Annotated in this window: 22 protein-coding genes; 9 read left to right on the top strand and 13 right to left on the bottom strand. The window is 72.0% G+C overall.

Going from position 1 to position 23,944, the window contains the following annotated elements; all coding sequences use genetic code 11:
* Nucleotides 1–11: 11 nt before the first annotated feature.
* On the bottom strand, nucleotides 12–1,118 hold the full coding sequence (locus AC4NN1_RS10070; RefSeq protein WP_491955188.1) for an NAD(P)-dependent alcohol dehydrogenase: 1,107 nt from the start codon (nucleotides 1,116–1,118) through the stop codon (nucleotides 12–14).
* Between the two features lie 196 nt (nucleotides 1,119–1,314).
* On the opposite strand from AC4NN1_RS10070, the gene treS reads away from it, so the two are divergent.
* Nucleotides 1,315–3,603, top strand: coding sequence for a maltose alpha-D-glucosyltransferase (treS, locus tag AC4NN1_RS10065; protein ID WP_116228460.1), 2,289 nt, complete (start codon nucleotides 1,315–1,317; stop codon nucleotides 3,601–3,603).
* 55 nt (nucleotides 3,604–3,658) lie between these two features.
* Nucleotides 3,659–3,928: a DUF3072 domain-containing protein gene (locus AC4NN1_RS10060; RefSeq protein ID WP_018185705.1), complete on the top strand. Its 270-nt coding sequence runs from the start codon at nucleotides 3,659–3,661 to the stop codon at nucleotides 3,926–3,928.
* Nucleotides 3,929–3,952: 24 nt separating this feature from the next.
* Here the strand turns inward: AC4NN1_RS10060 and AC4NN1_RS10055 are convergent, their stop codons facing one another.
* The 8 genes from AC4NN1_RS10055 to AC4NN1_RS10020 form a co-directional block, all read right to left on the bottom strand.
* Nucleotides 3,953–5,197: a phosphotransferase gene (locus tag AC4NN1_RS10055; RefSeq protein WP_491955187.1), complete on the bottom strand. Its 1,245-nt coding sequence runs from the start codon at nucleotides 5,195–5,197 to the stop codon at nucleotides 3,953–3,955.
* Between the two features lie 76 nt (nucleotides 5,198–5,273).
* Entirely contained in the window at nucleotides 5,274–6,713 is a 1,440-nt protein-coding gene (locus tag AC4NN1_RS10050) for a sensor histidine kinase (RefSeq protein ID WP_491955186.1), read from the bottom strand.
* On the bottom strand, nucleotides 6,710–7,438 hold the full coding sequence (locus AC4NN1_RS10045; RefSeq protein ID WP_116227995.1) for a response regulator transcription factor: 729 nt from the start codon (nucleotides 7,436–7,438) through the stop codon (nucleotides 6,710–6,712). The genes AC4NN1_RS10050 and AC4NN1_RS10045 overlap by 4 nt, the downstream gene beginning before the upstream one ends.
* A 74-nt stretch (nucleotides 7,439–7,512) precedes the next feature.
* Nucleotides 7,513–9,300 (bottom strand): carbohydrate-binding domain-containing protein, encoded by a 1,788-nt coding sequence (locus AC4NN1_RS10040; protein WP_491955185.1) that lies wholly within the window; start codon nucleotides 9,298–9,300, stop codon nucleotides 7,513–7,515.
* Nucleotides 9,285–10,100 (bottom strand): polyphosphate polymerase domain-containing protein, encoded by an 816-nt coding sequence (locus AC4NN1_RS10035; protein ID WP_491955184.1) that lies wholly within the window; start codon nucleotides 10,098–10,100, stop codon nucleotides 9,285–9,287. Before AC4NN1_RS10035 ends, AC4NN1_RS10040 begins: the two co-directional genes overlap by 16 nt.
* Nucleotides 10,097–10,678, bottom strand: a complete 582-nt coding sequence (locus AC4NN1_RS10030) for a DUF4956 domain-containing protein (RefSeq protein WP_491955183.1) — start codon at nucleotides 10,676–10,678, stop codon at nucleotides 10,097–10,099. Before AC4NN1_RS10030 ends, AC4NN1_RS10035 begins: the two co-directional genes overlap by 4 nt.
* A complete protein-coding gene (locus tag AC4NN1_RS10025) occupies nucleotides 10,675–11,814 on the bottom strand; it encodes a GtrA family protein (protein WP_491955182.1) in 1,140 nt (379 codons plus the stop codon). The genes AC4NN1_RS10030 and AC4NN1_RS10025 overlap by 4 nt, the downstream gene beginning before the upstream one ends.
* Nucleotides 11,815–11,818: 4 nt before the next feature.
* Complete coding sequence (locus AC4NN1_RS10020) at nucleotides 11,819–12,769, bottom strand: phosphodiester glycosidase family protein (RefSeq protein ID WP_020097829.1); 951 nt, start codon at nucleotides 12,767–12,769, stop codon at nucleotides 11,819–11,821.
* A gap of 95 nt (nucleotides 12,770–12,864) precedes the next feature.
* On the opposite strand from AC4NN1_RS10020, the gene AC4NN1_RS10015 reads away from it, so the two are divergent.
* From AC4NN1_RS10015 to AC4NN1_RS10005, 3 genes are read left to right on the top strand one after another with little or no spacing between them, the layout of a single operon-like run.
* A complete protein-coding gene (locus AC4NN1_RS10015; protein WP_491955181.1) occupies nucleotides 12,865–13,563 on the top strand; it encodes a hypothetical protein in 699 nt (232 codons plus the stop codon).
* Between the two features lie 35 nt (nucleotides 13,564–13,598).
* Nucleotides 13,599–14,045, top strand: coding sequence for a GNAT family N-acetyltransferase (locus AC4NN1_RS10010; protein WP_491955180.1), 447 nt, complete (start codon nucleotides 13,599–13,601; stop codon nucleotides 14,043–14,045).
* Between the two features lie 32 nt (nucleotides 14,046–14,077).
* Entirely contained in the window at nucleotides 14,078–14,494 is a 417-nt protein-coding gene (locus tag AC4NN1_RS10005) for a dihydrofolate reductase family protein (protein ID WP_491955179.1), read from the top strand.
* A 16-nt stretch (nucleotides 14,495–14,510) separates the two neighbouring features.
* Here the strand turns inward: AC4NN1_RS10005 and AC4NN1_RS10000 are convergent, their stop codons facing one another.
* Genes AC4NN1_RS10000 through AC4NN1_RS09985 form a run of 4 tightly spaced genes read right to left on the bottom strand, consistent with a single transcriptional unit; the run spans nucleotide 14,511 to nucleotide 18,569 of the window.
* Nucleotides 14,511–15,344 carry a glycosyltransferase family 2 protein gene (locus tag AC4NN1_RS10000; protein ID WP_491955178.1) on the bottom strand — a complete coding sequence of 278 codons (834 nt, stop codon included), beginning with the start codon at nucleotides 15,342–15,344 and terminating at the stop codon, nucleotides 14,511–14,513.
* Nucleotides 15,341–16,330, bottom strand: a complete 990-nt coding sequence (locus AC4NN1_RS09995) for a glycosyltransferase (RefSeq protein ID WP_491955177.1) — start codon at nucleotides 16,328–16,330, stop codon at nucleotides 15,341–15,343. Before AC4NN1_RS09995 ends, AC4NN1_RS10000 begins: the two co-directional genes overlap by 4 nt.
* The gene (locus AC4NN1_RS09990) at nucleotides 16,327–17,433 is read right to left on the bottom strand and encodes a glycosyltransferase (RefSeq protein WP_020097836.1); all 1,107 of its coding nucleotides are present in this window, start codon (nucleotides 17,431–17,433) and stop codon (nucleotides 16,327–16,329) included. The genes AC4NN1_RS09995 and AC4NN1_RS09990 overlap by 4 nt, the downstream gene beginning before the upstream one ends.
* On the bottom strand, nucleotides 17,430–18,569 hold the full coding sequence (locus tag AC4NN1_RS09985) for a glycosyltransferase family protein (RefSeq protein WP_491955176.1): 1,140 nt from the start codon (nucleotides 18,567–18,569) through the stop codon (nucleotides 17,430–17,432). Before AC4NN1_RS09985 ends, AC4NN1_RS09990 begins: the two co-directional genes overlap by 4 nt.
* 128 nt (nucleotides 18,570–18,697) lie before the next feature.
* Between AC4NN1_RS09985 and AC4NN1_RS09980 the strand changes: the two genes are divergently transcribed.
* From AC4NN1_RS09980 to AC4NN1_RS09965, 4 genes are all read left to right on the top strand, one after another.
* Complete coding sequence (locus AC4NN1_RS09980; RefSeq protein WP_491955175.1) at nucleotides 18,698–19,735, top strand: hypothetical protein; 1,038 nt, start codon at nucleotides 18,698–18,700, stop codon at nucleotides 19,733–19,735.
* Nucleotides 19,720–20,988, top strand: a complete 1,269-nt coding sequence (locus AC4NN1_RS09975) for a glycosyltransferase family 2 protein (protein WP_491955174.1) — start codon at nucleotides 19,720–19,722, stop codon at nucleotides 20,986–20,988. Before AC4NN1_RS09980 ends, AC4NN1_RS09975 begins: the two co-directional genes overlap by 16 nt.
* A gap of 524 nt (nucleotides 20,989–21,512) precedes the next feature.
* Nucleotides 21,513–22,577 (top strand): Gfo/Idh/MocA family protein, encoded by a 1,065-nt coding sequence (locus AC4NN1_RS09970; RefSeq protein WP_491955173.1) that lies wholly within the window; start codon nucleotides 21,513–21,515, stop codon nucleotides 22,575–22,577.
* Nucleotides 22,578–22,640: 63 nt separating this feature from the next.
* Complete coding sequence (locus AC4NN1_RS09965) at nucleotides 22,641–23,819, top strand: DegT/DnrJ/EryC1/StrS family aminotransferase (RefSeq protein WP_491955172.1); 1,179 nt, start codon at nucleotides 22,641–22,643, stop codon at nucleotides 23,817–23,819.
* The last annotated feature ends 125 nt before the right edge of the window (nucleotides 23,820–23,944 follow it).

Below are 23,944 nucleotides of genomic sequence, written 5' to 3'. Positions count from 1 at the left end.
GCACACGGGTGTCAGGGCATCACGAGGACGGCCTTGACGGCCTTACCGGACTGCGTGTCGGCGATCGCCTGCTCGATGTCGGCGAACGCGTACTTGGTGATGAGCTCGTCGAACGGGAAGCGGCCCGCGGCGTGGAGGGCGAGCATCTCGGGGATGAAGGTCTGCGGAACGGCGTCGCCCTCGATGGCGCCGATGTAGCTCTTGCCCGCACCCGAGATCGAGCCGAGCGGGATCGTGACACCCGGCTTCGGAACGCCGACGAGGGCGATCTTCGCGCCGAAGGCGGTCGCGGCGGCGAGCATCTCGACGACGGCCGGTACCGCGGTCGTGTCGACGGCGTAGTCCGCGCCGATGCCGCCGGTGATCTCGTGGATGCGGGCGACCGCGTCCTCGTCCTCGCTGTTGACCGTGTGGGTCGCGCCGAGCTTCTCTGCGAAGGCGAGACGCTCGGGCAGGATGTCGACCGCGATGATCGTCGTCGCGCCGGCGACCTTCGCGCCCATGATGGCCGAGAGGCCCACGGCACCCGTCCCGCTGACGACGATCGAGGCGCCGGCGGGGACGTCGAGCGAGTTCAGGACTGTGCCCGCACCGGTCTGGACGCCGCAGCCGAGGGGGCCGGCGATCTCGACGTCGGCGTCCTCGGGCAGCTTGACGGCGTTGCGAGCCTCGACGATGAGGTGGCTCGCGAAGGACGACTGTCCGAAGAACGAGCCGTGGACGGCCGAGCCGTCGGCTGCGGTGATCGTCGACGACCCGTCCTCGCGCGCACCGGCGAAGTTGAGGGCCATGAAGTTGCGGCAGTAGGCCTCCTGGCCGCTCACGCACTTGGCGCAGTGGCCGCACGAGGCGAAGGAGACGGCCACCTTGTCGCCGACGGCGTAACCGGTGACGGCGTCGCCGACCTGCTCGACGATCCCGGCGCCCTCGTGGCCGAGGACGTAGGGGAAGGGAGCGGGGATGTCGCCGTGCTGGACCGCGAGGTCGGTGTGGCAGAGGCCGGTCGCGGCGACCTTGACGAGCATCTCGCTCGGGCGGATGTCGTCGAGGGTGACGTCCTCGAAGGTGAACGGAGCGTCCTGGTCGTGGAGGACGGCGGCGTGGGCGGTCGTGGTCATGGGTGATGGTCCTTTCGATACGCGCCCGTGCGGCGATGTGGCCGTAGGGATGTCTCCAGCCTATGCACGTGAATCCATCCCGGGGCCGCGGGTTGACGCGCATCCGATGGCGTGGCAATGCGGCATCCCATAACGCTTAGAGAATCTGGGCACCACCCCTTCCTGCCGGGCGTGCGGAGTTCGTAGCGTGGACTCCATGGCGCGTGACGACGATCGACCCGAAGATCTCTACACCGGACCCATCGACCTCGCTGCGCTCGCCGCAGCCGAGGACGGGGACCTCGAGATGCCCGAGATCAGCTACGACGAGCAGCGCTACCCGGCACGTCCGCGGCGTCTGCGCCCGCGCGACAATCTGCGCGGCAGCAGCGTGCGCCGCATCCGCACCGACCCGCGCACCGCGAACGGCACGAACCCGTCGTACGTCGAGTGGCTGGTGCGGCAGTCGATGTTGAAGGATGCCGACGTCCTGGCCCGTCAGCTGTCGGGCCAGCCGACGATGTGGCGGAACGCGTACGCGCGTCCCGATGCCCGTCGCGCCATCGCGACCAGCGACGTGTGGTTCACCGCGTACCCGATCTCGCTCATCACGCGGCCGGGGCAGTCCTTCCTCTCGGCCCTCGGCGACGAGGAGCTGTGGTCGGTGTTCGAGCGCATCGGCATCACCGCCGTCCACACCGGCCCCGTCAAGCGGGCCGGCGGCATCGAAGGGTGGGGCGAGACCCCCAGCGTCGACGGTCACTTCGACCGCATCAGCACCGCGATCGATGCGACCTTCGGCACGGAGGACGAGTTCCGCGCCCTGTGCGACGTCGCCGATTCACACGGCGGCAGCATCATCGACGACATCGTGCCCGGCCACACCGGCAAGGGAGCGGACTTCCGCCTCGCCGAGATGGGCTTCAAGGACTACCCCGGGATCTACCACATGGTGGCGATCCCGCCCGAGGACTGGCACCTGCTGCCCGACGTCCCCGAGGGCTACGACAGTGTCAACCTCGACCCGGCGACCGAGCACACCCTCGCTGAGCACGGCTACATCATCGGCGCCCTGCAGCGCGTCATCTTCTACACGCCGGGCGTGAAGGAGACGAACTGGAGCGCGACGGCGCCGTCGATCGGCCCCGACGGCGTGACCCGCCGCTGGGTGTACCTGCACTACTTCAAGCAGGGCCAGCCCTCGATCAACTGGCTCGACCCGACGTTCGCGGGCATGCGCCTCGTCATCGGCGACGCGCTGCACTCGCTCGGCGAGCTCGGCACGAGCGCGCTGCGCCTCGACGCGAACGGCTTCCTCGGGGTGGAGAAGAGCGCCGAGGGCCTGCCGGCGTGGTCGGAGGGGCATCCGCTCTCGCACGCGGCCAACCACATCATCGCCGGGATGGTGCGCAAGGTCGGCGGGTTCACGTTCCAGGAGCTGAACCTCACGATGGAGGACATCCGCGACACCGGTGCCGTCGGCGCCGACCTGTCGTACGACTTCATCGGGCGCCCCGGCTACCACCACGCCCTCGCCACTGGACAGACCGAGTTCCTGCGTCTCGCGCTCACGTCGTCGCTCGCGCTCGGGGTCGCGCCGGTACAGCTCGTGCACGGTCTGCAGAACCACGACGAGCTCACCTACGAGCTCGTCCACTGGGCGACCCGGCACGCCGACGAGGAGTACGGCTTCCGCGGTGACACCATCACGGGTGCTGAGCTCGCCGAGGTCGTCCGCGCGGAGCTGACCGAGAAGCTGGTGGATGCCGGTGACTACAACCGCGTCTTCACGCAGAACGGCATCGCCTGCACGACGACCTCGCTCATCGCGGCGACCCGCGGCATCCCGACCCTCGACGACATCACCGACGCCGAGATCCCGACGATCCGCGACGCGCACCTGCTGCTGTGCGCCTACAACGCCTGGCAGCCGGGGGTGTTCGCCCTCTCGGGGTGGGACCTCGTCGGCATGCTGACGCTCCCCGGCGACGAGGTGGCCGACCTCATCCGCGTCGGCGACACGCGCTGGATCGAGCGCGGCGCGCACGACCTGCTCGACGTCGATCCCGCCGCCACGCGTTCGATCTCGGGCATGCCGCGCGGCCGCGCCCTGTACGGCCCGCTCCCCGCCCAGCTCGACGACCCCGAGTCGTTCGCCTCGAGGCTGTCGGCGATCCTCGACCTCCGCCGCGAGTACGGGATCGCGACGGCGTCGGCGGTCGACATCCCCGAGGTCGCCCATGCCGGCATGCTCGTGCTCGTCCACCGCCTCGACGAGGGGATGCCGGAGGTCGACGCGCCGCTCCAGGTCACCGTCCTGAACTTCTCGGCCGAGCCGATCGAGGGCACGGTGCGCTCCGAGCACCTCACTCCGCAGAGCGACGTCCTCGACGCCGCTCAGGGCGAGGTCGTCGGCCGCGTCGACGACCTGCAGAGCTTCTCGGTGTCGCTGCCGGCCTACGGTGCGCGATTCCTCGTCCTGCAGCCGCAGGCCGAGGAGGACTGATCGGGGCGAACGCAAGCCCCCGCGCGATGTCGGGTGCCGCGCGTACGGTCCTGGCATGACCGATCAGAGCAACGTCCCCGAGAACGATTCCGCACCCGACACCGATGCGCCCGAGATGCTGGGCGGCCCGAGCGGCGACACGGCGGTGAAGGACCCGGAGCAGTGGGTCACCGGCGATGAGCCGATGACGGGCGCGCAGCGCAGCTACCTCGACACCCTCGCGCGCGAGGCCGGCGAGGAGATCCCCGCGAACATCACGAAGGCCGAGGCGTCCGAGCACATCGACCGCCTGCAGCAGGCGACGGGTCGGGGCGCCTCGAACTGACCGCGCAGACGCCGCGCTCGCCGGTCAGGCGAGGGCGGCGTCGATGCCGGCGAGCGGCACCGGCAGCCAGTCCGGACGGTTCCGCGCCTCGTAGATCGACTCGTAGACCGCCTTGTCGAGGACGAGGGCTCGCAGCAGGGCAGGATCCAGGTCGATCGCACCGGGAGCCGTCGCGTAGGCGTCGAAGAAAGCCGCCCGGCATGCCGCCGCCCAGGCCGCGGCATCCGGTCCCGCTCCCACGGCGCCCGCGTAGTCGAACGAGCGCAGCATGCCGGCCACGTCGCGCGGCGGCAGGTCGGGGATCGCGCGCTCGGCCATCGGCCGGAGCGGCTCGCCCTCGAAGTCGACGATGCGCCAGCCGCCGTTCGGCACGGCGAGCACCTGACCGAGGTGCAGGTCGCCATGGATCCGCTGCAGCCGCGGCCACGGGCGCTCGAGGGCCTCCGCGTACACGGCGTCGATCGCGGCGAGCCGGTCAGCGACGGCGGGGACCTCCGCCGAGGCGATCGCCAGTCGGCGGCGCCACGCGCGCCCCACGGCCTCGGCCTGGTCGGGTGTGGCATCGGCTGATTCGAGGGCGTCGCCGAGGGCCCCGTGCACGCCCGCGACCGCGACCCCGAGGTCGCGCGCCGCGTCGGTGAAGTCGCGTCCTTCGCGGGCGGCATCGAGCGCGATCGCCCAGCCGTCGCGGACACCGGGCAGGAACTCCTGCGCGAACCCGAGCGTGCCCTGCGCGGTGCCGGACTTGCGGCCGACGTCGGGCCACTCGGCATCCGCACTGCCGTAGAACGTCGGCACGTACGGGGACCCCGCGTCGCTGAGGACGCGCTGGACGGTCACGTCGGGGTTCTCGCCGTGGTGAAGCGTCCGGAAGAGCTTGAGGATGATCGTCGGCGATCCGTCGACGTCGTAGACGATCGAGGTGTTCGACTGCTCGCCGGTCAGCACGCGCGACCCGGTGACACGGCTCGTGTCGACGCCCATCTCGGCCAGGAGGCCGACCGTGAACCCGGGATGCCGCGTCGCATCGACCAGGGGACGTCCGTCCTCGGTCGTGGTGACGACCTCTTCGGCCTGGGCGTCGGTCGCGTCGGCGAGGGGGACGTTGTAGAGCGTCGGCAGGGCGCCGGCGTCGTCCATGAGCAGGTAACGCGTGGCACCACCGGGCGCCGGTTCCGCGTCGAGGATGCGGAACCGCGGGTCGTGACTCTTGCCCGCGTACCAGCGCTGTCGCGCCACCCAGGCGCCGAGGTCGTCGTCGAATCGCACACGATCACTGTGACGTGCCGGTACTCGATCGCGGAAGGGGTGGACGGGGATTCGTGCGGACGGTAGGGCGTGCGAATCAGTTCGCGGGCAGGCGCACGGTGAACGCGGTGCGGCCGGGCTCGCTCCGAACATCGATCGCACCGTCGTGGGCGACCACGATCGCCTGCGCGATCGAGAGCCCGAGGCCGGTGCTCCCGGCATCCCGGTTGCGTGACACATCACCGCGGGCGAAACGCTCGAAGAGCCGGTCGCGGATCTCGGGGACGATGCCGGGGCCGTCGTCGACGACCTCGACGACGGCGACGTCGCCCTCTCGCCGGAGCGTGAGGGTGACGGTGGTCGCCGTGGGTGTGTGGGTGCGCGCATTCCGCATCAGGTTGGCGACCACCTGTCGCAGGCGGTTCTCGTCGCCGAGCACGTCGACCGCGTCGTCCTCCTGCAGGTCGAGCAGCCACGTGCGCGAGGGGTCGGACGCATGCGCGTCGCTCACGGCGTCGATCGCGAGCATCGTCAGGTCGACGGGCTCACGCCGCAGCTGCTGGCCCGCGTCGAGGCGCGCGAGGAGCAGCAGGTCCTCGACGAGGTCGGCCATGCGCGTGGACTCCGACGCGATCCGGTCGAAGGCGCGCTCCTGCGTGGGCGTCATCGGGGCGTTCTCACCGAGGGAGAGCTGCGCGTACCCGCGGATGGACGCGAGGGGCGTGCGGAGCTCGTGGCTCGCGTCGGCGATGAAGCGCCGCAGCTGGTCCTCGCTGTGCTGTCGGGATGACAACGCCGACTCGATGTGCGCGAGGAGGACGTTGAGCGAATGTCCGACGCGGCCGACCTCGGTCGTGGGATCGGTGTCGGAGGCGTCCACCCGCTCGGGGATCTCCACCTCCCCGGTGGAGAGGGGGCGCGCGGCGACGCGGTCGGCGACGACGGCGACGCGCTCGAGCGGGCGGAGCGACCGCCGCACGAAGAACGACAGCCCCAGCAGGACGAGGGCGAGGGCGGTGCCGGCGACGCTCACGAGGATGACGGTGAGGGCCGAGGTCGTGGCCGTCACCTCTTCGACGGACATCCCGGCGACGACCTTCTGACCGTTCTGCTCGCGTGCGGCGAGGCGGAACTCGCCGAGCCCGCCGCCGACGTCCACGGTGACGGGCGTCCGCGCCGACAGATCCGCCTGCGTCACCGCGGCGAGCTGCCCGGCGTCGAGGGACCGTTCCTCTCCGTCGTCGCCGGTGTAGCTCGAGACGACCGTGCCGTCGCCGTCGAACAGGACGAACAGCGAACCGACCCGCGGCGCAGGACCGTCGCCCCGGTCGCCGCCCGTCGGATTGGGCGCGGTCTGCATGCCGCTGCCGAGACGGGCCATCTGCAACGACTCGACGACCTGCGCATCGAGGCGCTCGTACACGAAGGTGCGGAGGGCCAGCGACGTCGCGAGGCCCGTCACGAGCAGGGCGATCGCGACGAGGGCGCCGAGGCCGACGACGAGCGTCCGGCGCAGCGTCCAACGGCGGGCGGTCATTCTGCGGACTTGATCGTGTAGCCGACGCCGCGCACCGTGTGGATGAGGGGTTCGCCGAGACTGTCGATCTTCTTGCGGAGGTACGAGATGTAGATCTCGACGACGCTCGATGTCCCGCCGAAGTCGTAGCTCCACACCTGGTCGAGGATCTGCGAGCGGGTCAGCACGCGGCGCTGGTTCTGCATGAGGTAGCGCAGCAGGTCGAACTCCTTCGCGGTCAGCTTGATCGGGCTGCCGCCCCGCACGACCTCGTACGTCTCCTCATCCAGCGTGAGATCGCCCACGCGCAGTCGCGTCTCGGCCGCTGCGGCCGCCGCGACGTGTCGACGGGCCATCCCGCGCAGCCGTACGACGACCTCCTCGAGGTTGAACGGCTTGGTGAGGTAGTCGTCACCGCCGGCGCTGATGCCGGCGATGCGATCCTCGACGGCGTCCTTCGCGGTCAGGAACAGCACGGGAACGTCGTTGCCTGCACCCCGGAGGCGCCGGAGGACCTCCATACCGTCGATCCCCGGCATCATGATGTCGAGCACGACGAGGTCGGGGGCGAACTCCCGCACCAGGTTCAAGGCTTCCTGCCCGTTTGCCGCTGTGCGTGCGTCCCACCCCTCGTTCTGCAGCGCCATCCGCAGCAGATCGCTCAGGTTCGCTTCGTCGTCGACGACGAGCACGCGGACGGGGGAACCGTCTACGCGGGTGAGGGGCGCGGGACGGGAAGGGTTCATGGTGTCAGCTTTCCTGGTTCGGAGAGGGAATGCGACCGTGCGGCGTCCACGGGGACGCCGCACGGTCGAGGGCGTCAGGAGTTCTCGCCGCCGTCGGACGGGGCGCCGCTCCGGTCGCCGGGCTGACCCATCTCACCGGGTCCGCCCATGCCGCCGCCGCCCATGCCCCCGGCGATGGCTTCGCCGGCGGTCACCTCGACCGACTCTCCCGCCACCGTCACGGTGTAGGTGCCGGCGGCGGCGACCTCGGAGGACGAGAACACGACCGTCTCGAACTGCTTCGCGGCCGTCGCCGAGGCGATGACGGTGCCGTCGGCATCTGTGATCTCGATCTCATCTCCCGCAGACCCGCTGATCGTCGCGGCGATCCACGCCTGCGCCGCGTCGGCGTCGGGCGTCTCGGCCATGCCGGCACTGCCCACGGCGAGCAGGGTGCCCCCGCTGACAGAGAAGCCGCCGTTGCTGTCGAGCGCGCCGTTGCCCTGCATGGTCGGACCCCAGACGACGATGTCGCCCCCGGTCACGGTGACCGATCCGTTCGAGTCGATGCCGTCACCACCGGCATCCACCGTCAGGGTGCCGCCCGAGATCGTGATCGTCTCGCCCGAGTCGGACATACCGCCGCCGCCCCCGCCGCCGGCCGTCGAGCCCGAGCCCGCGTCGCCGCTGCCGTTGAGGCCGTCGTCGGATGACGTCACCGCGGTCTCGCCGCCACGGATGAGGATGTCGGTGGCCTCGAGTCCTTCGGTGGACTCGGCGATCGTGAGGCTGCCGGCGGCGATGTCCAGGGTGTTCTCGGCGTGCGCGCCGTCGTCCCCCGCGGCGACGGTCACGGTGCCGCCGGTGATGCCGATCGACCCGTCGGAGTGCAGCCCGTCATCGGTCGCGGTGACGTCGACGGTCCCGCCGCCGATCGCGACCACGACGCCGGCACTGATCCCCTTGGAGCCGGCATCCGCCGCACCCTGCGCCCGGAGCGTGACCGTCCCGCCGGTGACGACCGCATCGGTCGCCGCCGAGATCCCGTCGTCGCCGCTGGTCGCGGAGACCGTGCCGTCCGAGATCCAGACGTACCCGCGGGTGGCGTCCTCGTCGTCGTCGCTCTTGAGTGCGTCGCCGCCGGCCGTGAGATCGAGCGTGCCCCCCGAGATCACGAGCGCGTCCTTTCCGCGGAGCGCGTCGTCGGCGGCATCCACCGTGATCGTGCCCGACGTGATCGCGAGGTCGTCCGTGCTCGCGATGCCGTCGTTGCCGTTCCCCGTCACGTCGAGCGATCCCGAGCCGGTGAGGGTGAGGTCCGCGTCGGCGTAGATCGCGGCGTTGGCTGCAGCGGCGTCGTCGTACGACGAGGCATCCGACACCGTGTTCTGTGTCCCCTCGGCGAGGAAGATGACGACGTCGTCGGCAGTCGTGACGGAGATGGCCGACCCCGCGGTGTTCGCGATGTCGACACCGTCGAGGATGAGCACGACCTGCGCGTCGTCGGGGGCGGCGACGACGACCGACCCGTCGAGGTCTCCGCTCAGGCGGTACACGCCGGCTGCGCCGATCGTGACCGTGCTGCCCGAGACCTCGACGCCGTCGCCGGAGGCCTCGGCGGTCGAGCCCGAGAGAGTGACCTCGACCGCGTCGTCGGCCGTCCAGTCGTCGTCGTCGACGACGGTCGCCTCGTCGTCCGCGGCGAGCACAGCGGTCGCCTCGAGATCGGAGTCGACCGTCACCTGGGCGGCCGTCGAGGTCGCGTCGCCGCTCGACGACGAGGTGTCGCTCCCCGTCGTCGTCAGACCGGTGACGGCGCACCCGGTCAGCAACAGGCCGGCGAGAGCGAGCGGAATGGTGGGAAGGATCAGGCGGCGGCGCATGGCAGCTCCTCGGTGTGGAAGGTGATGGTGGGGGATGAGGCGGCGAAAGGGCCGCGGAGGAGTCGACCCCAGCGGTTGCGGGGGAGGTCGGGGCTGAGCGCGGCGAGCCCCGTGGCGTACTTGCTGACGGAGACCGGACGGTGTCCGGCGCGCCACAGCAGGCGATCGACCGCGGATGCCGACGAGGGCGACTTCGTCTCGAGGATCGCGAGGCCGGGGAGCGTGAATCCGCTTCCGTCGGGGCGATCCCACCGGAGATCGGTGTCGATCGTGGCGCGGGACGACCCGTCGGGGGCGAGGAGCGTCGCACGGGCGTACCGCGTGGTCAGGGTGGCGCCGAGCTCGTCCACGCGACGGGTGTCGACGCCGATCGCCTCGAATGCCGCGGCGACGTCGTCCTGTGCGTCGGGAGTCAGGACCGCTCGGTGGGCGATGTCGTACTCCGACCGCTCCTTGACGGTTGTTCCCCGCGCGCCGCGTGTCTTGATCTCGAGGAACGCGGCGTCCGTGTCGATGTAGGTGCGGGTCCGCAGCTTGAACCGCCGGCGCCGGGGACGGGCCGCCATGCGGAAGCTCAGCAGATCGGGGGTGTCGAAGTAGACCGACTCGTAGGCGAAGCGGCGCGCTCCGCCGATCTCGAGGATCCGGGTGCGATCGTCGACGCGGGCGAGGAGGTCCTCCAGGGCCGGCTGCGGGATCACGTACTTGCGGTCCACCCGGGCGAGCAGGGCCGCCTCGGCGACCATCTCGTCGAGCTCGACCGCCCCGAAACGGGTGAGCGCGTCGGCCGCCGCGGTCATCGTGCGACTCCCGCGGTGAGGCGGATGTCGGCGGTCGCCCGGAAGCGGACGTCGACGAGCGTGGTGTCGTTCACGAAGTCGAGTTCCTGCACGGTCAGCGAGGTGACCTCGCCGCCGACGCGCTCCGCGATCATCGTCCGGAGGGTGGTCTCATCGGACTCGGCGCGGTCGAGGCGGACGATCTGGTGCCGGCTGCGCGAGAGGATGCGCGGGTGGTCGGCTGCCCACAGGACCGCGAGGATCAGGGCGATGAGCGCCGTGACGGGACGGATGTCGGTGGTCGGCAGCCCCGCCATGAGACCCATCGCGAGCGCGGCGAAGTAGTACGCCACTTCGCGCTGCGAGATCTCGGACGACCGCAGTCGGATGATCGACAGCACGCCGAACAGTCCGAGGCCGAGGCCGAGCGCGACTTCCGCCGTCCCCAGCACGCTCGCGACGGCCATGACGCCGACGTTGACGCCCAGGAACGCGACCACGAGGTCGCGGCGCCGGTGGCGTCGGTAGTAGAGCCCGAGGCTGAGGACGAGGGCGGCGGCGATGTCGATCGCGATGAGCAGGATCGAGGGGATGGTCATGGGTTCCTCCGAGGACGTGTGGTGACGATCTCCATCCGAGTCGCCGCACCTTCACCGTTCATAAGAGGCGCATTCACCGCCGATTCGAGCGGTGCGGGCGCCGGAGTGCGGGAGAAGACGACGCGGCGCTGGATCAGGTAGCCGAGGGCGAACAGGGCGGCCTCGGTCGCGACCTTGGCGGGCACGAGTCCGAGCCCGAGCGCGGTGAGGCCGCTCATCCACGCGACGTTCGTGGCGAGGAGCACGGCTGCGAGCGCGGCATAACGACCGGCTTGTCGCAGCAGCGGTCCCCGCGCCTCGCCTCGGAACACCACCCGCCGGTTGACGGCGAAGTTCACGCTCGCGCTCACGACGCGGGCCGCGATGATCGAGGGCACGAGTGCGCCGGTCACGGCGTGGAAGACCAGCAGGAGGACGGCGTCGAGGGCGAACGAGGCCAACGACGATGCGGCGAACAGCACCAGCGGCATCCCGACCCGCAGGGTGTCGATGATCGGGCGGAAGTGACTCGACGCGTTGCCGGCGAGATAGACGGTCTCGATGGGGACCTCGAGGGTCCGCCAGCCGTCCCGACGACAGCGCAGGAGGATGTTCTGCTCGTACTCGAAACGGTCTCCCCGCTGCGCGCGCAGCCACGGGAGCATGACGGCGGGGATGCCGCGCAGCCCCGTCTGCGTGTCGGAGAGGCTCCAGCCGGCCGACGCCCGGAACGCGGCGCGCGCGGCCCGATTGCCGATCCGGCTGCGGAGGGGGTTGCCGGGGCGATCGACCTCGCGGCATCCGAGGACCATCGCGGGCTCGCCGCCGGCTTCGGCAGCGACGGTCGCCTGACCGACGCGGACGATGTCGCGCGCGGTGTGCTGGCCGTCCGCGTCGGCGGTGACGACCGCGTCGCCGGGGAAGGCCTGCGCGGCATGGCCCAGGCCCGTGCGCAGGGCCGCTCCCTTGCCGCGGTTGCGGACGTGGCCGAGCACGGTCGCGCCGAGGGACGCCGCCTCGGCGAAGACGGCGTCGTACGCCGGCCCGCTGCCGTCATCGACGAGGATGACCGGGGTGCCGGGTGCGGCGGACGCGAGATCGCGGAGGAGGTCGAGCAGGGCATCGCCGGGCTCGTATGCGGGGATGAGGACGACCACCGGCTCACTCCCCGATGTAGAGGATGTCGCTGGTGCCGCGTTCGCCGCCGTTGGAGGGCTGGTTCACGACGTCGCCGTCGAAGTACATCGTCGACGAGCCGCCCCCGTCGAGGTTGTATGCGGTCTCGGCGCCCAGTCCGGTCATGATGTCGGCGAGCTCGGTCAGGGTGGCGCCGCGGCTGTATCCGTCGGCGCGGCCGTCGACGACGACGAAGACGAGGTGGTTGTCGTCGATGACGCCGACGGCGGTGCGCGGCTGTTCGCCCTGGATGGAGTGGTTGCCGACGTTGGTGTCGACCTCGACGTCCTCGATGCCGTCCACGGTCGCGCCGTCCTCGACGATCGCAGGACCGAAACTGAGGGTGTTCCAGACGCCGTCGGCCAGGAGCTCGTCGGCGCTCGTCGTGGTCTCGTCGTACACCCGGACGGTGCCGTCGGCGTAGAAGGCGAGCCCGGTCCGGGCGGGGGAGTCGCGGTAGACGACGCCGTTGCGGATGACGATCCCCGTGTCGCGGAACCCGTAGTAGTCGCCGTTGATCGCGAACACGGCGTCGTTGTCCTCGGCGATGCCGCTCGTGGTCTCGGTGATGTTCTCGCCGAACTGGTCCTTCGCGAAGGCGGACCGCAGGCGGGTGGCATCCGCGAGGACGACGTCGGCGACGTAGTACGTCAGGGTGTCATCGCCCGAGCCGGTCACGACCTGCGAGACGGTGACGCTCGTCTCGCCGTCGGAGTAGGTGTCGCCGTCGACGGTCCCGGCGGTGGACGCTGACCCGGTGGTCGGGGTCGCGGTCGAGTTCTCGGCCTCGTAGGCCGAGACGTCTGAGATCTCGACGTGTTCGATGAGGAAGCGGTCTGCGGCCCACGCCGTCGCGCCGCCGACGGCGAGCGCGAGGGCGAGGCCGCCGGAGAGGAGGGCGGTGCGGACTCGGCGGGGTCTGGTGATGTGCGGCATCCCTCAGGGATACGGATGCGGCATCGGGCGGACGTTGACCGATCCTGAGAACGGCATTAACGGTGGCGGCGCCGGCCGACTGCCATGATCGAGCCGTGGGGGAGACGATGGTCGCGGAGCGACTCGAGCCGGTGCCGGAGAAGAAGCGACGGGAACCGCGTCGTCGGGCCCTGCTGATCGCCGCGATCGCGGTCGGGGCGATCGCCGTGGTGGTCGCCGGGTGGCAGATCGCCGCATGGACGGCGCTCGGCGCGGTGCGGATCGTCTACGACGCCCGTCCGGTCGCCTGCGAGGGTGCCGAGGTGACGCTCGACCCGCCGGGGGCGTCGGACGAGTTCCTGAGCGACGGCGGTTTCGCGGGGGACGAGACGTTCTACTCGCCCGTCGTGGGGGTCGAGCCGGGGATGACTTGCGGGGTCCGGTTCTTCGTCGTCAACGACGGCTGGAGCGAGGTCGATGCCCGGGCCGTCGCGCTCCCGGGGATGCAGAAGGACTTCGTCTCCCTCATCCGGCCGACGATGGTGAATCCGAACGGCCAGATGAGGCTCGCCGACATCGACGACGCGGCGGTCTTCGCGATCGAGGGCATGCCCGTGCCCGCCGGGGATCAGCAGTCCTTCACGGTCATCCTCGAGGCGAACGCTGAGGATGCCGCCGGCTACGAACAGTGCTCCGGTTTCATGCCGAGGCCGCCCCGGGTGGCCGTCTCGGCGCTCGGCGTGGAGCGCACCGTCGCATCGCCCGAGGATTCCGGCATCTGGTACTCCGACGGCGCGCGCAGCGACTGCGACTGAGGCCGCCGCGAGAGACGTTCGCGTAGCGTGGAGCGGTGACCGTCGGCATCCAGCTGTCCCCGCTCGCCGAGATCCCGGCGACCACCCTCTACCGCATCCTCTGGTTGCGGGTGAGCGTGTTCGTCGTCGAGCAGCAGGCCGCCTACCCCGAGCTCGACGGCCGCGACATCGAACCCGGCGCGATGATCGCCTGGGCCGAGGAGAACGGCGAGGTCCTCGGAACGCTGCGCCTGCTCGACGAGGCGCGCCGGTGGCGGATCGGCCGCGTCGTCACGAGCGCAGCTGCCCGCGGACGCGGCGTCGGTGCCGACCTCATGCGGCGAGCGATCGACCATGCCCTCGCGCAGGATGCGTCCCGCCCCTTCGTCCTCGACGCGCAGGAGCACCTGGCCGAGTGGTACGGCCGGTTCGGTTTCGTGGTGAGCGGCCCGTCGTTTGTGGAGGACCGGATCCCCCACGTGCCGATGACGCGCACCCCATAGGCAGGGCCGTCGGCCGGGCGTAGTCTCGCGCCGTGCGCCCCCTTCGCTTCTCGACGAACGTGACCCTGGACGGTTGCATCGACCACCGCGCCGGGAATCCCGACGCCCAGACCCACGCGCACGCCGCGCAGCAGATCGCGCGGGCGGTGTCGTCGACGCTGCCGTCCGTCGACTGGAACGCCGAGCTCCTGGCGGGCGACCTGCGCACCGAGGTCGAGCGTCTCAAAGCGATACCCGGGAAGGGGCTGTACACGGCGGGTGCGACGCTCGCGACGACCCTCGCCGGGTGGGGTCTCATCGACGAATACACCTTCGTCGTCCACCCTCGGATCGCCGGTCACGGTCCGCGCCTCTTCGAGGGCGTGGCGGAGCCCCTCGACCTGGAGCTGGTCGATCGTCTCGCCTTCGATTCGGGCGTAGTGGCGGAGACCTACGTGCCGCGCCACTGACCCAGTCTGAGCCCCATCACCTGTCGACCGTCGCCCTAGGGGCCGAGGCTCCGGCATCCGTGCGGCGCCAGCCTGCGGCATCCCTCACCACCGCCCCGCCCCGCTCGAACGCCTCGAGCCAGCCGGTCATCGGCCACTCGCCCCACCGGCGGTGGAACAGGGCGCCGTTGCGGAGGATGTCGTCGACGTGCTGCCACGGCGGCGAGGTCGTCGGGTGGTACTGGTGGTACGCGTGCGCGCCGCCCGTCCAGACGAGCGGGATGCCGCGCGATCGCATCCGGAACGCGAAGTCGGTGTCCTCGCCGCCGTACCCCTCGTAGTCCTCGTCGAACCCGCCGATGCGCTCCCATGTGCGGGGCGTCAGCGCGAACGACAGCGACCAGAACAGCGCGTACTCCTCGGGTCCCGCCGCGCGTTCCGCGTCGTCCGCGGGCATCGGCCGTGCCGCATGGGGAGAGGTGAGGGCGACGAGGTCGGCGGGGTCGGATGCCGCGACCCCCTCGGCGAGGTAGGTCACCGGTCCGCACAGCACAGCGCCCGCGTGGCGCGCGGCGGTATCCCGGTATCGGCGCAGCAGGTCGGGACCGGGGATGCAGTCCGCGTCGAGGAAGACGAGCAGGTCGGCGTCGCCGGCGGCGAGCGCCCCCGCGTTCCGGCCCGCGGCCAGCCGCAGTCCGTCCGGGCCGGGCGGCATGCGGACGATCACGTCGGCGTCCAGCTCGGGCGGTGCGTCGTCGCCGATCCAGACGACGACACGGCGGGCGCCGGGCGCCCCTTCGAGCGCCCGCAGCTGTGCGCGCAGGTGGTCGACGCGTCCCGCGGAGCACAGGCTCACCACCGCGACGCTCATCGCCGGCCTCGCACCGTGTCGCTGATCGCGGCTGCGGCGCGCTGGGGTGCGCCGGCGACCTCCCAGCGCTCCCACTCCGGGCGCGCCGTCGAGGCCCGGTCGATCAGCTCCGGCCACTGCGCGATCGTCGGCCACTCGTCGGCGACCTGTGCCAGGCCCGCTCGGCGCAGCGCTCGACCTGTCTCGCGCTGCTCCTCGAACGGTCGCTCCTGGGGCACGACGATCGCCGGCGCGTGCGCCGCAGCGAGGTCGGCGACCGCGTTCTGACCGGCCCACGAGACGACGACCGCCGCCGAGACGAGGGCCTCCCACGGGTCCTCCGCCCAGGCGCCGCCCTCGCCGAGCACCCGCCACCGCCGGCCGGTCGCCTTCTCGGCATCCCGGATCGCCGCCGGTCCCACGGCCGACCCGCCCGACCCGGCCAACAGGACGACCTCGTCGGTGCGGGTTCCGCCGGCCCCGCGCGCGGCGAAGCGGCTGATCCCGCCGGTGTGCACGACCTTCTCGCCGAGCGCCTCGAGGTGCGGTGGCGACAGGATGCCGCGGGCCCACGGCGCGAGGACGGTGTCGGCGGCCGCGAATCCGAGCATGTGCGGCCGGTCGACGCGGTGACCCGGCTGCGTCACGACGACGGTGCGAAGGCCGAGCAGGCGGGCGAGGAGCGTCACTTCCACAGAGGTGTCCACGACCATGCCGTCCCATCGGCGCTCCGCCGCGGCGGCCGCGATGGTCGCGAGCCGGCCGCGGTGGCCGACGTGCCCGATCGGAGCCCAGTGCAGCATCCCGCCGACGGTCGGGTCGACCGGCTCGCCGCCGTCGTCGTCGCGGTCGAGCACCGTCCAGGTCCAGCCGGAGGGCAGAGCGCGGGGAGCGGGGAGGCTGCTGACGCAGTCGACCTCGGCCGCCAGGTGGGGGGCGATCGCGAGCAGGCGCGTGACATGCCCGCGTCCGTGGTGATGGACGTACCAGCCGAGGCGGGGGATCACGCGGCGCTCTCCGTCTCGAGCAGTCGCGCGAAGCTCGCCTCGAGCGCGTCGATGCGGATGTCGAGCGAGAAGCGGCGCTCGGCGGTCTCGCGGACTACGGCGCGGAACGCGGCATCCTTCCCGCTTGGGAGCATCGCCGCGGCGCGTTCCGTCATCGCGTCGACGTCGTCGGCGGCGACCAGCTGCATGCCCATCGTCGCCGCGGCGATCTCGGGCACGCCGCCGACGGCGAACCCGACGACGGGCGTCCCGCACATGAGCGCCTCGGGGCCGACGAGCCCGAACGGTTCGGCCCACGCCGGCGTCGCGAGGGCGAGTCCGCTGCGGCCTACGAGGTCCGCCAGCGGCTCAGGGGCGAGCTCGCCCGCATAGTCGATACAGCCGCCCAGCCGGGGGAACACGACATCGCGGGCGTACTCCTCGTCGCCGATCCGGCCCGCGATCACGAGGCGCCGCCCGAGACGGCGGGCCACCTCGACGGCCACGTGCGGGGCCTTCTCGGGCACGATCCGCCCGAACCAGACGAGATCGTCCCCGCCGGGTCCGAGCGCCCACGCTCGGGGGTCGACGCCGTTCGGCAACAGCGTCGAGGGGACACCGGCGGCGTCCCACTGCACCTTCGTGTGCGTGCTGACCGAGAGGAACTGCGACCCGTCGCCCGCCGCGGCGACGTGCGCCTCGACGGCGTCGAGGTCGACGGGCGTGTGGAGGGTCGTCACCATCGGGATCCCGAGCTGCGCGGCCCGTTGCAGCGGAAGGGGGTCGAGGCAGTGGTTCGAGACGACGTCGTAGCGCTCCGGGTGCGCCGCGACCGCGTCGAGGGCGAGGCCGAGGGCCGGCAGGCTCACGCGGCGGTAGCTCGAGGGCCAGGTCGTATCGGTCGGTCGAGCGCCCTCGGGCCACACCACCGGCGGCAGGCGGAACTCGCGCGCGTCGGGCAGGAAGTCCGACCCCTCCGGCGCGATGAAGGTCACCTCGTGGCCGCGACGACGGAGAGCGTCGACCTCGGCCCAGACGGCGGATTCGAGGCCGCCGGCGTGCGGGCGACGGATCGGGAACCGCAGCGGGGCGATCACGACGATGCGGAGCGGGCGGGCGCTCACGCGGTACGGCCTTCGAGCGGGTGCGTGCCGTCGAGCAGGCGTCGGTAGAGCTCGGCGTGACGCTCGGCGATCGCGGCATCCATCACGGACCGCACCCCGCGTCGCTGCTCGACGAGCGCGTCGCGCGCGGGACTCGCGGGGCGCGACGCGGGCGCACTCCACAGCGTCCCGAGCGCGGTGGCGAGCTCGTCGGGGTCCGTCCGTGAGAACGAGGCGACCGTACCGTCGTCGTGCTGCTCGGCGAAGAACCCCACCCGCGGGGCCGCGACCGGGACGCCCAGATCCCAGCACAGCTCGAGCCACCCCGAGTGCGTTCCGTGCCGGTACGGCAGGACGCACGCGTCGAGCCGCGCGAGCGCGGCGAAGAGCTCATCGTCCGCGAGGCGCTCGTGCTCGACGAGGTCGAGGGCATCGGATGCCGCGCACAGCTCGCGGACCTCGGCGGCGGCATCCGCGTCGCGCACCCGGTGGTGCAGGCGCACCTCGCCGCGGACCTCGTGGCCCGCATCGCGCAGTGCCCGGAGCGCTGCGCCCAGGACTCGGACGGTGCCCGGCCCGTCGACACCCGGACGCAGGTCCTTCAGGTGCACGCCGACGACGCGTCCCGAGCCGAGGGCCGGTTCGATCGCGGCCGATCGGGGGAGCACGGACGGGTGCGGGATGACGGTGGCACGACGCCCCCAGCGCTCGCGCACCGTGCGGGCGGCGCCCACCGTCAGGGTCGTGACCGCGTCCGCACCGGCCATCAGCTCGTCGAGCTGGGCGAGGTAAGCGGAGCTGTCGCCGAGCTGGGGGTGCTCGAGGTCGTGGAGCGTGAAGACGACCGGCCAGCCGACGGCGTGGGCGGCGTCCAGGCACGCGGTGAGGTGCCCGGGTGGGAACGACTCCGTGCCGAAGTGGATGTGGAGGAGCGACGCCTCGTCCGCGTACGCGCGGATCCACGCCGGGTCGAGAGCCGCCGGCGGCCACCAGACGGCGGGATCCGTCCCCGGAGCGACGGGATCGGCGAGCACGGTGACGCGGGGATCGGCCGTCGCACGATGCACGTACGGATGCCCCGCCGGGATCGACACGATCGTGATCGGGGCGGCGGACTCCGCATCCGTCGTCGTGCCGATGCGCATGGTCGTGTCCACAGATCTCCTTCTGACGCCGTCGCGCCGACCAGAGGAGTGGGTGCGTCTTGACGCCCCGACCGTACGCAACGAATCGTCCGAGGCGAGGGGGGCTTGACCCCGTGCTCACCGCCGGATAACCATGCGAGGTGATCTCCGCTCCTCCGCTCCTGCTCGTCCTCGGTCCCGAAGGGCACGGCGTCACCCGGTACGGCCGGGATGTCGCCGACGCGGTCCTCGCCCGCGACACCGGTGCGAGGGGGGTCCAGGTCGCCGACGTCGCGGCCGGCGATCGGGTGCTCGCCGAGGTGGGTGCCGGCGCGCGCGTCCACCTCCACGCGACGGATCGGCTCTTCGGCGCCACGCCCGAGGACGCCGCCGACGTCGTCGAGCGCTGGGCGCGGCTCAGCCGTCTCACGCTGACGCTGCACGATGTGCCGCAGCCCTCCGACGGCACCATGTTCGAGCGTCGCCGCACCGCGTACGCCCGCATGATCACCGCCGCCGAGCGGGTCGCCGTCAACAGTCGCCACGAGCAGCTGCTCATGGCGGAGTTCCTTCCCGGCACGGCTCCGGCCCACGCCGTCGCCCTGGGCACGCGAACCGATGTCGCGCGCGTTTCGTCGGTCGGCGCCGACCGCGACCTCCGCGTCCTCATCGCCGGTTTCGTCTACCCCGGCAAGGGGCACCGACCCGCGGTGGTCGCCGCCGCACGCGCCGCCGAGACGCTGAGGTCCCGCGGCGAGGACGTGGGCGAGGTCGCCGTCCGCGCGATCGGGGCCCCCTCGCGCGGCCACGAGGACGACGTCCTCCGACTCCGCGACGAAGCGGCCCGCCTCGGCGTCGCATTCGAGGTGACCGGGTTCCTGGACGACGCCGCGTTCGGCCGCGAACTGGTCGCCCCCGGCATCCCCCTCGCCGCGCATGAACACGTGTCGGCGTCCCGATCGATGCTCGACTGGGTCGAGGCCGGTCGCCGCCCGCTCGTCGTCGACTCCCGCTACGCCGCCGAGATGGACGAGCTGCGTCCCGGGACCATCGCGCGCTACACCGCCGATGCGCTCGCGCCGCGGCTCGTCGACGCGTGGCTCGATCCGGCCTCCACCCGACTGGCCGCCGAGGCGTCGCTCGCCCCGACGCTCGACGACGTCGCGACGTCCTACCTCGCCTGGTGGGCGAGCGCGTGACGCCGCGGGGGATCGCCCTGCCCGGCAACCGCTGGGACCTTCTGGACGGACGTCGACCGGATGCCGCGCCCACCGTCTCGGTCGTCGTGGCGCACTACGAGCAGCCCGAGCAGCTCGCACGCTGCCTCGCCGCTCTCGGCGGCCAGGACCACCCCCGCGACCGTCTCGAGGTGATCGTCGCCGACGACGGCTCCACCGAGCCGCCCCGGGTGCCCGAGGGCGTCCGGCTGGTGCGCCAGGCCGACGAGGGCTTCCGCCTTGCGGCCGCCCGGAACCTGGGGGCATCCCACGCGACCGGTGACGTCCTCGTCTTCCTCGACGCCGACACGGTCCCCGAACCCGGTTTCATCCGGGAGCTGACACGGATGCCGGGGCTCGCCCCAGACGTGGTCGTCGTCGGCAGGCGGCGCCACGCCGATCTCACCGGTGCCGCCGTCGTCGCCGACATCCGTCCCGTCGTCGCTGGGCGCGAGCTGCCCGAACCGGCGTGGCTGACCGACGCCTATCGGCGTTCGCGCAACCTGCTCGAGGCGGACGACCGCAGCTATCGGCACACGATCGGCGCCGTCCTCGCGTGCAGCCGCATCATCTTCGACGCGACCGGCGGCTTCGACGAATCCTTCCGCTCCTACGGCGGTGAGGACTGGGAGTGGACCTACCGGGCCTGGCTGAAGGGTGCGCTCCTGGCCCATGTCCCGCAGGCAGTCGCCTGGCACGACGGCCCGGATGCCGGGGCCCGAGACGAGCACGACCGCGCCCGCCGTAACGCCGAGGCCGTCCTCCTCGCCGATCTCATCCCCGTGCCCGGCTCGCGGCCGCACGGTCGGCCGACCGACCGCGTCGACGTCGCAGTGACGGCACCGCCCGGAGCGTCCGAGGGCGCCGCGTTCGTGAGCGTCGACTCGGTCCTCGCGGCCGTCCCGGGGTCGGAGTGGGTGGATGCCGCCGCCCTCGCCGAGGCCCGAGGGCGCCTGGACCGCGTGCGTGTGCACGTCGAGATCGTCCGGCCCGTGCGCGTCGATCGGAATCTCTGCGACCTCGTCGACAGCATCGCCCGAGACGGGCTGGGCGTCGTCACCGTTCGCGCCGACGACGGCGCTGTGCTCCTCCGCATCCGCTCGTCGCGTGCCGCCGCCCGGGAGGAGAGGTGGGGCCGGGATGACCTGTTCCCCCGCGCGTCGGAGCGCGTCGACGGGGTCCGGCTCCTGGTCGGCGAGCCCGACGTCGCCGCCTACCTCGGCGGGTGGGGCTGAGTCGCCGAGGTCCTTCCGCGTCGCGTGTCGACGGGGTCTTCGGCATCCGTGTGACGGATCGTGTTGTGCCCACGGCCCGGGTCTGGTTTCATATCGACGGGGACACCGGTCGTGCCCGCCTGGGGAGGCGTGCACACCGGCGACGAATGGGATCGTCGCCGGCACCGGTCTAACGCACACATCTCTCGCTCGGGGTGTGCGCGACTGGGGAAGAGCATGGGGACAGTGGGGACAGTCGTCGCATCGGCGACGAGCCGTACGCGCATAGACGCGCCGATCGGCCGCGCTATCGCGCGCGCCCTCGTTCCCATCCGATCGGCGGACGGCTCCGAAAAGCCGCTGTCGGCGCCCGGACCTGATGCGATGCGCGCGCCGGCGCACGACTCCGCAGTGAGTGCCCGACGGCGCGCTGCGATACGACATCGAGACGGCACCGGCGACGGCGCCGTCCGGGCGGCGGCGTGAGTCGCCGCGGGACGCTCTTGGGGAGCGTGTACGACATGGGGAAATGTGGGGGGACACACGTGAGCAGAAGACTGAACATCGCCGTCATCGGCGCGGGGTACTGGGGGCCGCAGCTGGCGCGCAATCTGCGCGCGAGTCGGGAGTGGAACCTCGCGGCCATCTGCGACGTCGACATCGACCGCGCCCGCCGGGTGGCCGATGCGGTGGGAGGGGCGCCGGTCACGGCGGAGATCGCGTCGGTGCTCGCCGACCCGCTCATCGACGCGATCGCCATCGCGACGCCGGCCGCCACGCACCATGCCATCGCCATGGCGGCTCTCGACGCCGGCAAGCACGTCATGGTCGAGAAGCCCCTGGCAGACACGCAGAAACGCGGCACCGAGATGGTGCGCCGGGCATCCGAGCGAGGTCTCGTCCTCATGGTCGACCACACGCAGTGCTACACGCCGGCGGTGATGAAGATGCGTGAGCTGATCGCCGGCGGTGAGCTCGGCGACATCCTGTTCGTCGACAGCGTCCGCATCAACTTCGGCCTCACGCAGCCCGACGTCGACGTGTTCTGGGATCTCGCGCCTCACGAACTGTCGATCATGGATTTCATCCTGCCGGACGGCCTGCAGGCGACATCGGTGGCGGCGCACGGCTCCGACCCGATGAACACCGGCAAATCGTGCATCGGCCATCTCACGATGCCGCTCGACGGGGGAGCGATGGCGCACGTCCACGTCAACTGGCTGAGCCCCACCCGCACGCGTCGCATGGTGATCGGCGGAACGCGCCACACCCTCGTGTGGGACGACCTCGACCCGCAGCAGCGCCTCAGCGTCTACGACCCGGGTGTCGATGTCTCGTCGATCTCTCGAGCCACCGCGCAGGATCGCCGTGCCGCGACCAGCTTCCGCATCGGAGGCATCCGCGCACAGGCCGTCGAGGAGCGCGAGGCCCTCGGGACGGTGGTCTCGGAGTTCGCCGACGCCATCCGCGAGAAGCGAACGCCGCGCACGAGCGGCGCGGCGGGGCTGCGGGTGCTGTCGATCCTCGACGCGGCCGCCGGCAGCCTCGCAGCGTACGGCGTCCCGCAGCCTCTGCGGCATGCGCGCCGCTCGGCCGGAGTCGCCGCGTGACGACCTCACCGGCGGCCGGCATCCCGCTCGCCGACCGGGCTCGGGGAATGAGTCCGGTGCGGGATGCGGCCGACCGTGGCTGAGTCCAGGATCGAGGTTCTGGTCCCCTGCCTCGGCCCGCAGGAGGCCGAGGCGGTGGCCCGCGTCGTTGCCGCAGGGTGGATCGCGGAGGGACGGGCGGTCGCCCGGTTCGAGGAGGAGTTCGCCCGCGTCATGCGGGCGCCCTACGCTGCGGCCGTCTCGAGCGGGAGCGCCGCGCTGCAGCTGGCGCTGGTCGTGGCCGGCGTGCGGCCCGGCGATGACGTGGTCGTCCCGTCGCTGGCGTTCATCGCCACGGTGAACGCCGTCCGGCACGTCGGAGCGACCCCCGTGTTCGCCGATGTCCACCCGTACACCGGCACTGTCACGGGGGCGACGGTCGACCGCGTGCTCACCCCGACGACGACGGCGGTCATCGTCGTCGACCATGCGGGCGTACCCGTCGACCTGGACGACATCCGCTCCGTGACGGACCCCCTCGGGATCGTCGTGATCGAGGACGCCGCGTGCGCTGCGGGCTCGACGTACCGCGCGCAGCCGGTCGGCGCCACGGCAGAGGTCACGGCGTGGTCGTTCAGCGACCGATCCATCCTCACCACCGGCGAGGGCGGCATGCTCACGACCACGCACGCCCGGTGGGCCGCGCGGGCGAAGCGCCTCCGCGAACACGCCGCCGACGCGGCGTCCGGGGGCGACGCTCTGCTGCTGCCGCGGGCCGAGGAGTATGCGGAGGTGGGCTGGGACTGTCGGATGACCGATCTGCAGGCCGCCGTGGGTCTCGTACAGCTCGCCAGGCTGCCCGAGATCCTCCGCCGGCGGCGCGAGATCGCCGACCGTTACCGGCGGGAGCTCGCGGGCGTCGCCGGACTTCGCCTCGTCGCCGATCCTGCGTGGGGCGAAGGCAACGCGCATGACCTCTGGGTCGAGGTCGGAGGAGAGTACCCGCTCGACCGCGACCGGGTGATCGAGGCGCTCCGTGAGGCGGGGGTGTCCGCTCGACGCGGCACCCGGGCCGCGCACCGTCAGGCGCCGTACCGATCGCTGACTCCTCCGGAGGGCCTGCCCGGAACGGCTCGGCTGACCGACGGCACGCTCGTCCTCCCCGTCCATCACGCGCTCACGGATGCCGAGCAGGGCCGCATCATCGCGACCCTGGTCCAGGCTCAGCGTGCGGTCGTGACGGCGGCGGAGATCGGTCGCTGACCGGCGGCATCCTCCGCTGAGGAGTCGAGCCCCGGCGTCGCGTGATCGCGACCGGGGTGCCGGCTCACGCCCGAGTCGGACGTATCGTCATCGATCCATCAGGCGGGCACGGACGGACGGGGGGA

It is taken from the genome of Microbacterium sp. MDV22-iso44, assembly GCF_058629135.1.
Note: the sequence above shows the minus strand (reverse complement) of the source record. Positions and strands in the feature narration are given on the sequence as shown.

Coding starts and splice junctions, on each gene's coding strand:
- AC4NN1_RS10040 (WP_491955185.1), bottom strand. CDS start 9,300: ATGCGCCGCCGCCTGATCCTTCCCACCATTCCGCTCGCTCTCGCCGGC.
- AC4NN1_RS10020 (WP_020097829.1), bottom strand. CDS start 12,769: ATGCCGCACATCACCAGACCCCGCCGAGTCCGCACCGCCCTCCTCTCC.
- AC4NN1_RS10070 (WP_491955188.1), bottom strand. CDS start 1,118: ATGACCACGACCGCCCACGCCGCCGTCCTCCACGACCAGGACGCTCCG.
- AC4NN1_RS10050 (WP_491955186.1), bottom strand. CDS start 6,713: ATGACCGCCCGCCGTTGGACGCTGCGCCGGACGCTCGTCGTCGGCCTC.
- AC4NN1_RS10030 (WP_491955183.1), bottom strand. CDS start 10,678: ATGACCATCCCCTCGATCCTGCTCATCGCGATCGACATCGCCGCCGCC.
- AC4NN1_RS09965 (WP_491955172.1), top strand. CDS start 22,641: ATGCGGCCGACCGTGGCTGAGTCCAGGATCGAGGTTCTGGTCCCCTGC.
- treS (WP_116228460.1), top strand. CDS start 1,315: ATGGCGCGTGACGACGATCGACCCGAAGATCTCTACACCGGACCCATC.
- AC4NN1_RS10060 (WP_018185705.1), top strand. CDS start 3,659: ATGACCGATCAGAGCAACGTCCCCGAGAACGATTCCGCACCCGACACC.
- AC4NN1_RS10045 (WP_116227995.1), bottom strand. CDS start 7,438: ATGAACCCTTCCCGTCCCGCGCCCCTCACCCGCGTAGACGGTTCCCCC.
- AC4NN1_RS10035 (WP_491955184.1), bottom strand. CDS start 10,100: ATGACCGCGGCGGCCGACGCGCTCACCCGTTTCGGGGCGGTCGAGCTC.
- AC4NN1_RS10000 (WP_491955178.1), bottom strand. CDS start 15,344: ATGAGCGTCGCGGTGGTGAGCCTGTGCTCCGCGGGACGCGTCGACCAC.